The sequence below is a fragment of the Paenarthrobacter sp. NPDC089714 genome (genome assembly GCF_044748905.1).
Taxonomy (GTDB): domain Bacteria; phylum Actinomycetota; class Actinomycetes; order Actinomycetales; family Micrococcaceae; genus Arthrobacter.
The window spans coordinates 1-14,129 of sequence record NZ_JBIVGX010000015.1 but is presented as its reverse complement, the minus strand read 5'-3'; the positions used below and the strand labels follow the sequence as shown (position 1 = coordinate 14,129).

Here is a 14,129-nt window from a genome sequence, read left to right as displayed (position 1 = left end):
GGCCGCGGCGTTAGACCGCAGCGGTTACTGCAGCCCGCATGCTGCGGCGGATCAGGTCGTGCTGCTTCCGCACCAACAACAACGGATCCACTTCGCCCAACTCTGCGAAAGCATGGCCTTCCCATTCACTGGACCAGTAGCCACGGTAGCCGCCCTCCACGAACACCCTGACGAGTTCCGGGTAGTCGATGGCCGGCTCGTTGCCATGCTCGTCGATGTCATAGAACTTGGCGTGGACATGCATGATCTGCGGCATGATGTCTGCCCATTCGCGCGGGTTGATGTGGCCGTGCATGTTGAAGGCAAGGTGGGCGAACGAGCCAAGCCTCGCGGGGTCGAATCCGCGGCTGCGGAGGTAGCCAATGAACTCCTCCTGGCGTTCCCGCATGGAGGCATCCGTTGCCCAGACGGCTTGAAGGCGTTCCAGCGCTTCCCCATCGAGGCCCGCCCTCGAAACGGCCCGGAGCAACGTGGGCGACATGCTGTGCATGGTGGAAGAGAAGTCCGCCACGAAGCCCAGCAACGGTGAATCCAGTTCAGCGTACACGTCCCGGACCTTCATGATGTCCGGCGAGTTCGGGCCAAGCGGAGCGTGGATCTCGTAGGCGAGCTTGAGCTCGAGTTGCTCTGCCAGCGGGAGCAGCCGTCGGAGCAGGGCAGGCTTGGCACTCTGGATCCTCACCAGCGGGAAACCGAGCTTCTTTGCTCCATGGAAGAGCGTCTCCGTGAACTCGTACTCTTCGTCCGGGGTCATGTCCCGGTCCCGCCGCCGTCCCATGTCCAGGTTGGCGCCGAAGGAGCTTGCGTCGAAGCCGTGCTTGTCGAACGCAGCCTGCCAGGACCGTACGAAGTCGTCGCTGACCTCCGGGTACGCCGGAAGCACCTGGGAGGCAACAATTTCGATACCCGGCCCAATGCCCAGTTCCGCCACACGGTTAAGCAAGCCGTCAAAGTCGTACCAGCCGGCCCGGAATTCCGCGCTGGCCGAGTAGAGCGTCAGCCCCAGGTGGAACGGGTCTTCGTCCGCTTTCGGCGGCGCCGGGGTGACCGCCGTCGTGGTTTCCGGTGCCGGCGCGTCCGCGTCCACCACTGTCAGTTCCAGCGTCTGGTTAACGAAGTTCGGCACGTACATTCCCGGTCCGCCGTCCTGGCCCGGCGCAATCTGCATGTACGGGAGGCGAAGTTCGCCAAAGATCTGCACCGTGTGCTTTTCGCCCAGGGACACCGGTTCCGGGCGTCGGGCAACCAAGCGCGGATGTTCCTGCAGGAACCAGAGCGTTTCCGACTGGGCCGGCAGTTCGGTCAGCGAGTACGTCTTTCCACCCAGCTGGAGGGAGAGGTCCTCTTGCGGCACCTCCTCGCCATCCACCGTGAGTTTCAGGGTGGAAACCGAGGACAACCACAGGCTCCGGTACCAGGGCAGTGTCAGCGATAGCGCGAGGCCGTCCGGGTGTGCACGGAGGCTGTCTTCTTGGATGAGTCCGTTGGGCATCTTGGGTCCTTGCTGTGGGGGTCAGGCTAGTTCGGCGGCAATGGTGCGGATAAGTGAATGCTGGCGGCGTACCTGCTCGATGGAGCGCCACGGAGTCCGTTCGCCCTCGTATTCGCTGGACAGGTAGCCGTCGTAACCCGAGTCCTTCAGCGCCTTGAGCACGGGGCGCCACGGAATTTGCTGGTCCTCAAGGTTTTGGTCAATGTCGTGGAATTTGGCTTGGACAAACACCACGTACTTCGCGACGTCGGCGAAATCGGCGGGGTCCACGCCAATGCCATCAAGGAACGCCGGACGTGTTTCCCGCGTCTCGCCGGCGCGCAGCGGAATGGGCCGGTCCTGGAAAATACCGGTATCGATCAACAGGCCAAAGTTCTTGGTCCCCGTGCGCTCGATCAGGTTGATGTAGTCGTCCACCACCGGGTGCTTGATGGGAGTCGGCGAGTGGATTTCCGGGCAGATCACCACACCCAGCTCGTGGGCCAGGTCCAGCGAGCGCTCCACGGATTCGGTCCAGATGGGGTCCGGGATCAGGTCACTGGAGACCAGGCCGATCTTGGGCCGCACGAACCCGAAGCCCAGGCGGTTGGCCAGGCGGAGATCGCGTTGCAGCGCCGCGGCCCCTTCTTCGGCAGTCATGGCCGCGCCAGGACGGAGCCTCGTATCGATCCAGGAGCCGTAATTGGTGGGCTCAAGGGAGTACTTCTCCAGCAGGCTGAACCACTGGTCGATCCATTCGGGGGTGGGTTCCGGATAGCCGGGTACATGCCCCTCGCCCAGGATTTCGACGCCGGTGGCCCCGGTATCTGCCACGGCCGCCAACGCGGTTTCCAGGTCCAGGACCGTACCGAAGTCGTGCATAAAGCTGTAGAGGGACACGCCATAGCGGAACACGCCCTCCCCGCCTTCGGGGCCAAGCGTGATCCACCGGGATTCCCGGTAAACCGAGGGCTGGTGTTCCACGGGAATGTAGGACATGCGCAGCTTCAGCTCGATCTGGAGTTCGTGGACACCTTGGGGCAGCCCTCCCTCAAGGGGAACCGTTACAGTGGCGGCCTCATCCAACTGCCAGCGCACGCCCTCGCTGGCCCAGAGTTCCTGCAGCGTGTGCGTCTTGCCCTGCAGGGTCCACGACGGAACGTCAGCAGGTACATCCACGAGGTTGCCCACGCGGACGGCAACGCCGTCGATCAGAGATGCAGCCATGCCGCGGTAGGAGGGCATCCGCACCCGGAATTGGAACCCGGTGATCCGGTCGCCGTCGCGGACATTGCGGAAGCCGGTGGCTTGGATAAGGTCTCGCTCGAGAAGCATCGTTGCTCTTTCTCTCTGGTTACAGGTAGGAAAAACCGCTGGTCAAGCTCAGCGGGGCTGGAGCCCCGAAGCCCGGTAGACGTCGTCGACGAGTGCCATGGTGGCTGTGGCGTCGGCGGCACCGAGCGGCGTCGGAGCGCCCGCGCCGAGCACCTCCACCAAGTGCTCAAGCTGCGCTACATAACTCGATTCCCCTTCGGAAGCCTTTTCGTCGATGAGCACCGTGTCGCCGGCTGTGACGCGGAGCGTAGCGCCCCACTGGGGAACGATCACGCTGGTAGCGCGCAGCGATGCGTTGGAGCCGACGATATCCAGTGACATCCGCCCTTTGTCATCGCCAAGGAAGGACGCCCGGACCCGGGCCTTGATACCGGACGTGAAAGCAAGCACGAAGTCGGTCTCCATATCGACGCGAGGATCGTCGTCGTAGAGCTTGGAGGTGGACGAAACCACCTCCGCCTCACCCCATGCCGCACGCAACAGATCAATCGCGTAGCAGCCGACGTCCATAACGGCGCCACCGCCCAGGGCACCGTTCAAACGGATATTGCCTGGCTTGACCACAAAATGGGGGATGCTGAAGTCGATCCCGACATCCTGGATATCTCCGAGCTGTCCTGACCGGATGACTTCCAGGAGCCGCCGGGTGAAGGAGTGGAGCCGGTAGTGGAAGCCGACGAAGGCAGAGCGGCCGTTGGCCGACGCAGCATCCGCGATGGCTTTGGCATCCGTACCGTTTGCGGAGAGCGGCTTCTCACAGAGCACGTGCTTTCCGGCTTGGAGGGCAGCCACCGCCCATTGCGCGTGAACGGTGGGCGGCAGCGCCACGTACACAAGATCGACGTCGGGATCGGCCATGACGCTGGCGTAGTCACCGGCCGACTGGATTCCGAAACGATCGGCGAACGCCCGTGCCCGTTCGGGCTCGCGGGACCCCACGGCTACCACTTGGACCTTATCGACCAGGGCAGAAGGCTCGACCATGGCCCGCTCGGCGATGCTTCCAGTCCCGAAGATGCCAACCCTCAGCGATGGACGCGTCATTAGGGGTTCTCCTCAGCTACACGGCTTACTTAGTCTTGTTTTGAACACTCTAATGTTCTTTTCAGACATAAGCAATGGCGGAGTCATCCCAAGGCACGCCTCTTGCCATTCTTAGTGCGAGAAGCCCGCGGCCGCCTCCGTGAGGCTCTTCCCCTTCGTCTCCGGCGCCAACCATTGCGAGAGGCCAGCGCCGACGAACGCGACGCCCGAGGCAATCAGCATGGTGGTGGCCGAGCCGAGGTTCACCATGGACCACGGCAGCAGGAAGGTACCCAGACCCGCGCCCACCCGGCTGACCGCGGCCGCGAAGCCCGTCCCGATGCCGCGGATCTCCGTGGGGAAGACCTCGCCCGGATAGATGCCGGTGAGTGTGTTGTACATGGCGTTGACGAAGGAAAACACCAGGAACAAAATCAGCACTGCCAGCGGCGGCGCACCGCCCCATAGTCCAATGACGGCAAGCACGACGGCGGCAGCCCACTGGGGCGGGACGGTCATGGCGCGCCGGCCTGCTTTGTCGACCAGGAGGACCGTGATGATCACGGCGACGAGCGCAACTGCGGAGAGCCCGACGCCGCCAGCCAACCCTCCGCCGAGTCCATATCCGCTCAGCACGCTGTCGGCGAAGGTCGCGATGGCAAAGTACGGGGCCACGCCGCAGAACCAGAACATGGAGACGAACAGCGTGGACCGCCAGTATTGCCGCGAGAAGAGCATGGAGAACGTCCCGTGCTTGGTGTCTTCCCGCTGCACGTCAGCCATTTCGTCAGGGCTTTCCATGTACCTATGGGCCACCGCCATGGCCTCATCACGCCGCCCCTGGTTCCAGAGCCAGCGGGGAGATTCCGGCAGGCCAATCCGGAAGAGGAACAACACCACGGCAATGATGGTGCTGCTGCCCAGGATCACGCGCCAGTCCACAGCGGTGAACTGCTCTAGCAGGTAGCCAAAGAGGAAGGCGAGCATGAAGCCGGCATACCAAGCCACCAGGGTCAGGCCCAGGAGCCGTCCCCGCAAGCGCGCCGGAGCGAACTCGGACATCAGCGGCCAACCAACGGAATACTCGACGCCGATCGCCACGCCCATGGCGAAGCGGACAGCAAAGAGCACCTCGGGCGAGTCGACGAAGAACTGCACGCCCGAGGCCACCACGAAGAGGCTCATGTCGATCAGGAACAGGGGCTTCCGGCCGAATTTGTCCCCCGCCCAACCGCCGATGGGTGAGCCCAGGAGAATCCCGAACAGCGGGCCGGCCGCGATCAGGCCTTCCCAGAGCGTGGACAAGTCCAGGTCTTCGGTCATGGACCCCGTCACCGGACCAAAAATGCCCAGGATGTAGCCGTCCAGGAACATGCCTCCGGCCAGGACGAAGACCATCCTGTACATGAAGCGCCGCTTGAAGGCGGCGGTAGCTTGGACTGGATCCCCCACGACGTTCTTGGTGTCCTTCATGGCCTGTCCTTGGCTTGAACCGCTTTTCTCCCGATGATCGTCCATCGGGGCGGCGAGCGCTAGGGGTGGACGGTATCCCGCGTCGATGTCCTCAGCCGATACAGGGACGTGGTCGCGGTGAGGTACAGGTCCTGGCCGTCCTGCCCACCGAAACACAGGTTGGAAACGCGTTCGGGAACATCGACGGCGGTCAACAGGCCGCCGTCGGGCGCGTAAACCCGCACCGAAGCGCCGGCGGATGTCCAGACCCTGCCCTCGACGTCCACCCGGAATCCGTCCGAAACCTTATCGTCCTCAAGTTCCACGAATGTCTGCCCGGCTCCGCACGTCCCGTTTTCAACCGGGTAGGCTGCGATCCGGAACGGCGAACCGCGCCCAGGGCCGGCGGTGTCCGCGACGTACAGAACGGACTCGTCCGGAGAGAACGCCAGCCCGTTGGGATGGACCAGGTCAGTGACCACCGGCGTCAGTTCCTTGGTGGCCGGGTCGAAGCGGAACACGTAGCAACCGCCATATTCCTGCTCCCCCTCGTGGCCCTCCACGGTCCCGGGCAGGATGCCGTAGGGCGGATCCGTGAACCACACCGTCCCGTCCTTGGCCACCACAACATCGTTGGGCGAATTGAGCCGGTGCCCGCCGAACGAATCGACGATTGCCGACACCACGCCGTCGTGATCCCGCTCGACGCGGCGCCGCCCGTGGCTGCACTGGACTACGCTGCCGTCGCGGTCCAGGGTGCGGCCGTTGGTGAATTCGACGGCGGTGGCGTACTCCCGCGTTTGGCCTGACTCCGGGCTGTACTCAAGGATCCTGTTATTGGGGATGTCGCTCCAGCGGACGGTTTGGGACTGCGGAATCCATACAGGTCCCTCCGCCCAGATGGTGCCCTCGAAGACCTTTTCCAGCGTGCCCGTGATCAGTTCCATGCGGTGACCTTTCCGTTGTGACCCCGGGATAGAGCCTAGTCCTGCGAGCGCACCGCATCCGTCTCCGGGGCCGCCTCGGGACTCTTGGCACCGGCTTCCGGCATGGCGACGACCGCGACGACAGTGAGCACGGCGCCGACCAGGACGGCGAGGAACACGGCACTGGACGCTTGGATGGTTGATTGCGGATTCGGCCCGCCACTGTTGGCGTAAATGGCGTTGGCCACCGCCCCGAACACCGCCACCCCGATGGAACTGCCGATGGACCGGGCAAAGAGGTTGGTGCCCGTGACTACCCCGCGCTCGTTCCATTCGACGCTCGACTGGGCGGCGATGAGTGTTGGCGTGGCTACCAACCCCAGGCCCAGCCCCACCACGAAGCACGAGGCCGCAACCAGCAGGACGCTGGGAGCGGACGCCGTGAGGGCCAGGATGCCGGTGCCCACCACGGTGATGGAAATGCCGATCAGGGCTGTGCGCCTGAAGCCGATCCGCAGGTAGAAGCGGCCTGCCTGGGAGGCACTGATGGGCCAGCCAAGCGTCAGCGCCGCCAACGCGAGACCGGCCAGGAGCGGCGAGGTCTGCAGTGCTCCTTCGAGGAACGTGGGCACGTACGATGTGAGGCCAAGCATCACCGCGCCAATTCCGAAGGCGATCATGGCCGTCGTCGACAGCAGCCTGCGGGAGACCACCCACGGGGGGAGGACCGGTTCGGCTGCTTTCCGCTCCACCAGGAGGAACGCGGCGAGCAGCACTGCACCGACGGCGAAAACCGCGATGCTGACGGGCGAGTTCCAGGCCCAGGCCTGGCCTCCTTCCAGCGCCCCGAGGATCAGGAGGCTCAGCGCGGTGGTCAACAAGACTGCGCCGAGGTAGTCGATGCGGTGCGTGGTCTTCTTGACGTCTTCGTGGAAGGTGCGGGCCAGCATCCAGCCGGCCAGGAGGCATAGCGGGATGTTGATCAGGAAGATCCAGCGCCAGATGCCCAACGATGCGAACACGCCACCCAGCGTGGGACCCACCACCGAGGAAATGGCCCACACGCTGGCCAGGTAGCCCTGCACTTTGGCGCGTTCGGCGAGGGTGTAGATGTCGCCGGCAATGGTGATCGATACCGGCTGCACCGCACCGGCGCCAAGACCCTGCAGCACACGGAAGGCGATGAGGGCGGGCATGCTCCAAGCAAGTCCACAGAGGATGGAGCCGAGCAGAAAAAGCGCGATCCCGCTGAGGATGATCGGTTTGCGGCCCAGGACATCCGAGAGCTTCGCGTAGACGGGAACGGACACCGCCTGCGCCAACAGGTAGGCCGAAAAAAGCCAGGGGAAGGACGAGAAGCCGCCGATGTCCCCAACGATCGACGGGACGGCCGTGGCCACGATCGTGGAATCAATGGCTACGAGCCCGGTGGACAGCATCAGGGCAATGAGGATGGGCCCACGCTTGGAACGGAACCCGACTCCGTCGGCAGTTTCTGCAGTCATGTATGTCTTATCCCGTCGCGTTCGTACCGTGTTTCCGTCCCCTCAAGGTGCTAACCGCGGTGGTTGCGGAATTAGTCCCGGGAACGACAAAGGCGGCGGACCGCCCGAGGTGGTCCGCCGCCGTCGTCAATCAGTGACTGGCAGTTAGTCGTTGATCAGGTCATGCACCACGATCGTCTGGTCGCGGTCCGGGCCGACGCCGATCGCGGAGAAGCGCGTACCGGAGAGCTTCTCGAGGGCCAGCACGTAGTTGCGGGCGTTCTCGGGGAGGTCTTCCAGGGTCCGGGCGCCGGTGATGTCCTCGGTCCAGCCGTCGAAGTACTCGAAGATGGGCACCGCGTGGTGGAACTCGGTCTGCGTCATGGGCATCTCGTCGTGGCGGACGCCGTCAACGTCGTAGGCAACACAGACGGGGATCTGCTCGATGCCGGTGAGCACGTCCAGCTTGGTGACGAAGTAGTCCGTGAAGCCGTTGACGCGGGAGGCGTGGCGGGCCAGGACGGCGTCGTACCAACCGCAGCGGCGGGGACGCCCGGTGTTCACGCCGAACTCACCGCCGGTCTTCTGCAGGTACACGCCCATCTCGTCGAAGAGTTCCGTGGGGAACGGGCCGGCGCCAACGCGCGTGGTGTAGGCCTTGATGATGCCGATGGAGCGGGAGATGCGGGTAGGCCCGATGCCGGAACCCACGGAAGCGCCGCCGGCCGTCGGGTTGGAGGAGGTGACGAACGGGTAGGTGCCGTGGTCCACGTCCAGGAACGTTGCCTGGCCGCCTTCCATGAGCACCACCTTGCCCTCGTCCAGGGCGTTGTTCAGCTCCAGGGTGCTGTCGATGACCAGCGGGCGCAGTCGCTCGGCGAAGGACAGGAAGTACTGCACGATCTCTTCGGTCTCGATGTCCCGGCGGTTGTACACCTTGACCAGGAGCTCGTTCTTCTGGCGCAGCGAGCCTTCCACCTTCTGGCGGAGGATGGACTCGTCGAAGACGTCCTGGACGCGGATGCCCAGGCGGGCCACCTTGTCCATGTAGGCGGGGCCGATGCCACGGCCGGTGGTGCCGATGGCGCGGCTGCCGAGGAAGCGTTCGGTCACCTTGTCCAGCACCTGGTGGTAAGGAGCAACGAGGTGGGCGTTGGCGGATACCCGCAGTCGGGAGGTGTCCGCGCCACGGGCTTCGAGGCCGTCGATCTCCTGGAAGAGGGCCTCGAGGTTCACCACGCAACCGTTGCCAATAATCGGAATGGCGTTGGGGCTCAGGATGCCTGCGGGAAGGAGCTTGAGCTCGTACTTCTCACCGCCAACAACCACAGTGTGCCCGGCGTTGTTTCCGCCGTTGGGCTTGACCACGTAGTCAACGCGGCCACCGAGCAGGTCGGTTGCTTTGCCTTTGCCTTCGTCGCCCCACTGGGCTCCGACGATCACGATTGCGGGCATGGGATCCTCCCCCATTCTTTTCGGGCCGAGCCGCTGTGGCTGGGCGCCGTACATGAGAATGCCCCGAGGTTACCGGTGTGGCCACCATGACGGCAGCCAACGCAAGAGGTTCGGGGCTCTTACCAGCCAAGTTTAGCCGATGCGCCCTGAAAGTCTGGTGTCAAGGAGCGTTCGACGGCGGTCGCGTGAAGTTTTGGTGGCGGCGGGGCGGCTTGTGGTCTTGCACGGCATCAGGAACCCGCCGGCAGGTTCCTGCAGTTCCCGCCAAGCCCGCCGATCAGGCCGGCATTACTGGCAACGGACGCGGATTTCGAGGTCCACCCGGTGGCGGGATCCTTGATCACGATCGCCAGCTGCAGCTCGGTTCCGAGGCCCAACAGCCCGCCCAGCAGGTTGGTCTGGACGTCCGTGATGTACCCCGTGGTGGCGTTCCCCGTGGTGTTGGTGGTCAGGTTGTATCCGGTCAAGGGGGCCAGGGCGGAGCCAAGCCCACTGGTGGACGCCTGCATCTCGGCCTGCGCCAAGGTGTAGCCTGCCGGTGGCAACCAGAAGATCCGCACATACGCGTTCAGTCCCAGAGGCCCCGGGTTGTACGTGCACTGGCCGTTGAGCGTCGGCGCCGGAATGGTGACCGTGCCAAAGCTGTCCGTAGCAAAGGTGTTCCGCTCCCATGCCGCCTCGGTGACCTCCAGAGGGTTCGCTGCGGACAACACCATCCCGAGTGCCAGGGCAAGCCCGGCCAGCATCATGCGTGCCTTCATGCGCGCCCACCCCGGAACCCGGCCCGACCCCGGAGCCCGGCCCCGCCCCGGAACCCCGTCCCACCCCGCAGGCCGGACAACGCGAAGCCTGCGCCGACGGCGAGCACGCCCAGGAGTGCGAATCCGGCCAGCTTGGTGCCGGTTTCGGACAGAAAGCCCGACGGCGGTGCCTGGGTTCCCTGCCCCGGTTCGGCTGGGTGGTTCGCGCTGTCGCCGCCAGACCCGTCGCCGCCAGACCCGGCTCCTCCGGGCGGCCCGTCTTCACCACCCGAGCCGGCACCGCCAAGGTCATCCCCCGCGCCGTGAACACCCAGGACCAGGCGCGTCTTCTTTCCCTGGATCTCCTGTGGGGCATCGTTGGCGAGCGAGGCCGTGACCAGCACGTACGTCCCAGGGGAACCAGCCGGCCCGGGCTCCTCCAGCTGCACCCTGGCGCCCTCGGCATCGGCGAGCGCCGTGGGTTCCAGCAACTCCTGCAGACCTCCGGCACAGGCACCATCCACCCACGGTTGCCCGCAGGCTTGCAGTTCCACGCTGAGATGATCGCGAAGCATTTGCTCTTCCGCCGCAACTGAACCGGGTTCCAACCACACTTCCAAGGCACTGGCCGGCTCACCCTGGACCTTCACGTCCACCGCCCAGTGGGCAGTCCCGCCAGGGGTGAGCTGGTGCACCTGGCCGGCCGGACCGCCGTCGACCTCCAACCAGCCGGACGGCGGCGCGTCGGGCGGACCGTCCGGCGTCACACTGGCACCGGCCGGGACCGCTGCCGCTGCCAGCACCGCCAGCCCTGCCACGCCGAACCCCCAACTACGCAGCCGCATGCCGTCCGCCCTTACGCCCGCTGCGCTGTTCCGCACGCGGCCGGCGCCGGGACCGCGGCCACAACACCCACGTCACCAGCGCCGCAACGGCTACCGTGGTGGCGCCAAGGAACACTGGATTTGCGGCGGCAGCGAGCGGGTAGGCGAGCCCGGGCACGGACCACAGGACGACGCGGACCCGTTCCACGACATAGGGCGCCGGGTCGGGCTGGGCGTTGGCGTCGCCCTTCATGGTGATGGTCCGGGATTCCCCTTCCGCCGCCTGGATGGTCTGCACGCGGTGCGTGATGGGCAGCTTCCCGGCCCGGTCGACGGTGACGACGTCCCCCACCCGGACATCCGCGGCCGGTACCTCGCGGACCAGCGCCAACGACCCTGCCGGAATCGCCGGGGACATGGAGCCGGTCTTGAACAGGACCAGGGAAATGTTGAAAACCACGGCGGCGAGGACGGCCAGGATGCACACGGCACCACCGGCGGCCGCGATGTTCAACAGAGTTTCGCGGAGGCGGCGGGGCCAAGGACTGCTGCTCATGAGCTCGAGGCAGCCGTGAACTGCCAGGTGGCCGTCGCCGTCTGGCCCTGGAGGGCGTTGTTCGCCCCCACGGGCAGCGTCACTTCGAAGCAGAACTGCGTGGGTGCCCCCGGCAACGATGCGGTGGCGGCAGCGAGCGGATTCACGACGCCGGCCGCTTGCCCCTGCGTGAAAGGCTTGGCGCCGTCGCTGCCCACCACGAAGGCGGGTGTCCCGGTAAAGGCGGAAGCGTCGCACGTGGCTGAGCGGACCACACGGTACCGCAACGCGGCACCGAGGTCCGAGGTGCCTGTTCCGCTGCTGGTGACGGCAGGAATGCCAAGCACGACTTCCCCCGCGACGGAATTTGCCTTGGTCCGGATGGCAAAAGGTGCGTAAGCAACCGTCCCGGGGCTCATCGCGGTGGCGGTGAAGACCAAGGACCCGCCAGGCGCCGCGTCGTTGGTGCTCCATGTTCCGGCCGCACTGTAGGGCTTGGTGACGTTGGATTCCGTGACGAACACGCTGGCCCCGAAGGTCCCCGTGGCGTAGTCGCTGTCAGTCCATGCAGCGAGGGTGACCGAGCCGCCAATTCCCAGCGCCAAGGCCCCGGCAAGGAGTGCCCGGAGGCGCAGGAACACCTCGCGCCGCTGCCTCTTTCCGCGGCGCGTCGTTGAGTGTTGGATGCCCATGGATCACTGGGATTCCGCCGCGAACTCCCAGGTGGTGGTCCCGGTTTGGGATTGAACCAGGTTGGTATCTGCCGTGATCCTGAAGCAGAGGTTTACCGCATCTCCCGGGTCGGTCCCTGCGCCCTGCGTCAGCGCGAAGGTGACGCTCCCCGGCGTCGTGCCCAATGCCTGGCCGGCAGTCACCAAGGTGCCGGTAACCGCCTCGCCGCAGCCGAACGCCGTCGAGCGTGTCAGTGAGTACGTGAGCCCGGTCAGGAAACCGGTGGATGCCTCAGTGGAAACAGTGACGGTAGCGTCGTTGGTGGTGCCGTCGTCAAGCCGGACGGCGAAGGGCGCGGTGACCACGTCGCCGGGCGCGAGGTTGCCCGGGTTCGCCGTGAAACTCAGCGTGGCCGGCGAGCCGACGGGGTGCTCCGCGAAGGTGGTGCCGTCGGTGCTTCCTTCGAGGTTGAAGGCACCTGCAGTGAAGGTGCCCTGTGCGAATTCGGAGTCGTTCCAGGCAGCCAGGGTGATGGCTGCACCTACTCCCAGGACCAGGCCGCCAGCCAGGATTGCCCGGATTCTTGGAGCATTGCTTGGGCGTTGGTCGATGTCCGGCGACGCTTCATGTGTTGCAACCACTTTGTACCCCCCACGGTAGATGTTTGCGGCGGCCCGGCCAGGGAGCCGGGATGTGGGGGTCCCGTACTGGTTTCCCCCAAAACCGTTGCTTCCAACCCATCACTTGGCTGGGGCAAAGTCAACGGTAAGGTTGCTGACCTGCGGAAATGTTACCCAGCCGCTTCCTGCGGTCACTTCTCGCCGGCCACGAACTCCAACGCTGCCTCAGCGAACGCCGGCCATTCCGCGTGCGATTCGAACGGCACCTCCACCCAATCCTTAAAGGGCCGGTTCATTCCCGAAGGATCAAACAGGGCCGCCCCTGGAAGGGCCAACGCGCGGGCGTGTTCGGAGGTGCTCCTGCCGAGCTTGAAGGTCACCTTATTGCCGTTGAGGCAGGCGAGGGCTTTCTTGTTCAGCATGAGCGAGGAGGCTCCGAACATTTTGCCAACCACTACTCCCGCCGCAGCGAGGTCCGCACCGAGGTCCTCGAAAGCGGACACGGCGGCAGCGGACGACTCATGTTTCTCCATACCGGGCATCATGCCGGAAGCCGCCACCCGCCGTCGAGCCTCCCTGGAGGAGAGATCTCCGCCACGCCGGGCCGCAACACGCCGCGTCTTATTCGGTCGGCACGCCGGAGGCGGGACAGTACCACCTCCACAGTCCGGTAAGGTTAACCAGCCCCCAACAGCACCCTTTGAGCGTCCGCTGCGCCATGTCCGCGGCCGGTTCGATTGGTGCGCGCTGTGACACCTAGGAGACCAAACTTCTGATGCAAGACCTGGCGATCGACTCACCCGAACAACTCCTCTGGAACCGCCGTTACGAAGACCACATCGCCGAGGTCAACGGACTGTGCGATTCCCTCAAGGAACAGAAGCCAGGCAGCGAGGTCCTCTACATCGACCCCGCGCACAGCATGGACGACTGCCGTATCGTCAGCCTTTTCTCCAACCAGCGCACCACCTCCGGCGAGGGCTTCATCAAGCCCGGCGACGACGAGGCCACCACCCGCATGCTCGGCATGCAGTGGCAGCTGGGCCTGCGTCCGGAATACGTCATTCCGTGGAACGCCTACCCGTGGATCGAACCCACCGAGGAACCGGGCAAGCTCACCCCCGCCAACATCACCGAGGGCCTCAAGCCGCTCCTGCGCCTCCTGCAGCTCCTGCCGCGCACGTCCGCCCTGGTGGCACACGGCAACGAGGCACACCGCCTCGCCGACCAGCTCATTAAGGCCGCTCCGGCCAGCATCGCCCGCCGCGGTTTCAAGACGTTCAAGGTCCGCTCCCTCGGTGGCCGCTCCTTCGCCGGAACGCCCGAACGCCAGCAGGAATACCTTGACGCCATCCACGCGGCCTACGCCGAAGCCATGGCACGCACGGGCATCCCGCGCAAGGCGTAGCTACCCGCCACCCGCCCCCCAACTAGCTCGCATTTGTTGTTGTTTTGAGCGCTCATAGCAAGCGCTCATAGCAACCACTACTGCCAGTCAGACAATATGAACGGGGGCGGCCCGCCTGGGGCGGTCATTATCGCCGGGCTGGGTCCTTCCGCGCCAGCTTCCCATGGGAGTGCAGGTTTCGCGG

14 protein-coding genes are annotated in these 14,129 nt (G+C 65.2%); 1 reads left to right on the top strand and 13 read right to left on the bottom strand.

The window, feature by feature from the left end; all coding sequences use genetic code 11:
• Positions 1-10: 10 nt before the first annotated feature.
• The 13 genes from ACIPY3_RS19640 to ACIPY3_RS19580 form a co-directional block, all read right to left on the bottom strand.
• Positions 11-1,492 (bottom strand): DUF6379 domain-containing protein, encoded by a 1,482-nt coding sequence (locus tag ACIPY3_RS19640; RefSeq protein WP_400336718.1) that lies wholly within the window; start codon positions 1,490-1,492, stop codon positions 11-13.
• Between the two features lie 21 nt (positions 1,493-1,513).
• On the bottom strand, positions 1,514-2,806 hold the full coding sequence (locus ACIPY3_RS19635; protein WP_400336717.1) for a DUF6379 domain-containing protein: 1,293 nt from the start codon (positions 2,804-2,806) through the stop codon (positions 1,514-1,516).
• A gap of 48 nt (positions 2,807-2,854) precedes the next feature.
• The gene (locus tag ACIPY3_RS19630; protein WP_400336716.1) at positions 2,855-3,850 is read right to left on the bottom strand and encodes a Gfo/Idh/MocA family protein; all 996 of its coding nucleotides are present in this window, start codon (positions 3,848-3,850) and stop codon (positions 2,855-2,857) included.
• A 111-nt stretch (positions 3,851-3,961) separates the two neighbouring features.
• A complete protein-coding gene (locus tag ACIPY3_RS19625; protein ID WP_400336715.1) occupies positions 3,962-5,302 on the bottom strand; it encodes an MFS transporter in 1,341 nt (446 codons plus the stop codon).
• Between the two features lie 59 nt (positions 5,303-5,361).
• Positions 5,362-6,228, bottom strand: a complete 867-nt coding sequence (locus ACIPY3_RS19620) for an SMP-30/gluconolactonase/LRE family protein (RefSeq protein ID WP_400336714.1) — start codon at positions 6,226-6,228, stop codon at positions 5,362-5,364.
• 35 nt (positions 6,229-6,263) lie between these two features.
• The gene (locus ACIPY3_RS19615; protein ID WP_400336713.1) at positions 6,264-7,712 is read right to left on the bottom strand and encodes an MFS transporter; all 1,449 of its coding nucleotides are present in this window, start codon (positions 7,710-7,712) and stop codon (positions 6,264-6,266) included.
• Positions 7,713-7,856: 144 nt separating this feature from the next.
• Positions 7,857-9,146, bottom strand: a complete 1,290-nt coding sequence (locus ACIPY3_RS19610; protein ID WP_400336712.1) for an adenylosuccinate synthase — start codon at positions 9,144-9,146, stop codon at positions 7,857-7,859.
• Between the two features lie 230 nt (positions 9,147-9,376).
• Positions 9,377-9,907: a hypothetical protein gene (locus ACIPY3_RS19605; protein ID WP_400336711.1), complete on the bottom strand. Its 531-nt coding sequence runs from the start codon at positions 9,905-9,907 to the stop codon at positions 9,377-9,379.
• Complete coding sequence (locus ACIPY3_RS19600) at positions 9,904-10,731, bottom strand: hypothetical protein (protein WP_400336710.1); 828 nt, start codon at positions 10,729-10,731, stop codon at positions 9,904-9,906. The genes ACIPY3_RS19605 and ACIPY3_RS19600 overlap by 4 nt, the downstream gene beginning before the upstream one ends.
• The gene (locus ACIPY3_RS19595) at positions 10,718-11,266 is read right to left on the bottom strand and encodes a signal peptidase I (protein ID WP_400336709.1); all 549 of its coding nucleotides are present in this window, start codon (positions 11,264-11,266) and stop codon (positions 10,718-10,720) included. Before ACIPY3_RS19595 ends, ACIPY3_RS19600 begins: the two co-directional genes overlap by 14 nt.
• Complete coding sequence (locus ACIPY3_RS19590; protein ID WP_400336708.1) at positions 11,263-11,937, bottom strand: SipW-dependent-type signal peptide-containing protein; 675 nt, start codon at positions 11,935-11,937, stop codon at positions 11,263-11,265. Before ACIPY3_RS19590 ends, ACIPY3_RS19595 begins: the two co-directional genes overlap by 4 nt.
• A 3-nt stretch (positions 11,938-11,940) precedes the next feature.
• Positions 11,941-12,558 carry a SipW-dependent-type signal peptide-containing protein gene (locus ACIPY3_RS19585; RefSeq protein ID WP_400336707.1) on the bottom strand — a complete coding sequence of 206 codons (618 nt, stop codon included), beginning with the start codon at positions 12,556-12,558 and terminating at the stop codon, positions 11,941-11,943.
• A gap of 170 nt (positions 12,559-12,728) precedes the next feature.
• Positions 12,729-13,070 carry a hypothetical protein gene (locus tag ACIPY3_RS19580; RefSeq protein WP_400336706.1) on the bottom strand — a complete coding sequence of 114 codons (342 nt, stop codon included), beginning with the start codon at positions 13,068-13,070 and terminating at the stop codon, positions 12,729-12,731.
• A gap of 242 nt (positions 13,071-13,312) precedes the next feature.
• Between ACIPY3_RS19580 and ACIPY3_RS19575 the strand changes: the two genes are divergently transcribed.
• Complete coding sequence (locus tag ACIPY3_RS19575; RefSeq protein ID WP_400336705.1) at positions 13,313-13,945, top strand: uracil-DNA glycosylase; 633 nt, start codon at positions 13,313-13,315, stop codon at positions 13,943-13,945.
• Positions 13,946-14,129: the final 184 nt, after the last annotated feature.

Coding starts and splice junctions, on each gene's coding strand:
- ACIPY3_RS19640 (WP_400336718.1), bottom strand. CDS start 1,492: ATGCCCAACGGACTCATCCAAGAAGACAGCCTCCGTGCACACCCGGAC.
- ACIPY3_RS19635 (WP_400336717.1), bottom strand. CDS start 2,806: ATGCTTCTCGAGCGAGACCTTATCCAAGCCACCGGCTTCCGCAATGTC.
- ACIPY3_RS19630 (WP_400336716.1), bottom strand. CDS start 3,850: ATGACGCGTCCATCGCTGAGGGTTGGCATCTTCGGGACTGGAAGCATC.
- ACIPY3_RS19625 (WP_400336715.1), bottom strand. CDS start 5,302: ATGAAGGACACCAAGAACGTCGTGGGGGATCCAGTCCAAGCTACCGCC.
- ACIPY3_RS19620 (WP_400336714.1), bottom strand. CDS start 6,228: ATGGAACTGATCACGGGCACGCTGGAAAAGGTCTTCGAGGGCACCATC.
- ACIPY3_RS19615 (WP_400336713.1), bottom strand. CDS start 7,712: ATGACTGCAGAAACTGCCGACGGAGTCGGGTTCCGTTCCAAGCGTGGG.
- ACIPY3_RS19610 (WP_400336712.1), bottom strand. CDS start 9,146: ATGCCCGCAATCGTGATCGTCGGAGCCCAGTGGGGCGACGAAGGCAAA.
- ACIPY3_RS19605 (WP_400336711.1), bottom strand. CDS start 9,907: ATGAAGGCACGCATGATGCTGGCCGGGCTTGCCCTGGCACTCGGGATG.
- ACIPY3_RS19600 (WP_400336710.1), bottom strand. CDS start 10,731: ATGCGGCTGCGTAGTTGGGGGTTCGGCGTGGCAGGGCTGGCGGTGCTG.
- ACIPY3_RS19595 (WP_400336709.1), bottom strand. CDS start 11,266: ATGAGCAGCAGTCCTTGGCCCCGCCGCCTCCGCGAAACTCTGTTGAAC.
- ACIPY3_RS19590 (WP_400336708.1), bottom strand. CDS start 11,937: ATGGGCATCCAACACTCAACGACGCGCCGCGGAAAGAGGCAGCGGCGC.
- ACIPY3_RS19580 (WP_400336706.1), bottom strand. CDS start 13,070: ATGGAGAAACATGAGTCGTCCGCTGCCGCCGTGTCCGCTTTCGAGGAC.
- ACIPY3_RS19575 (WP_400336705.1), top strand. CDS start 13,313: ATGCAAGACCTGGCGATCGACTCACCCGAACAACTCCTCTGGAACCGC.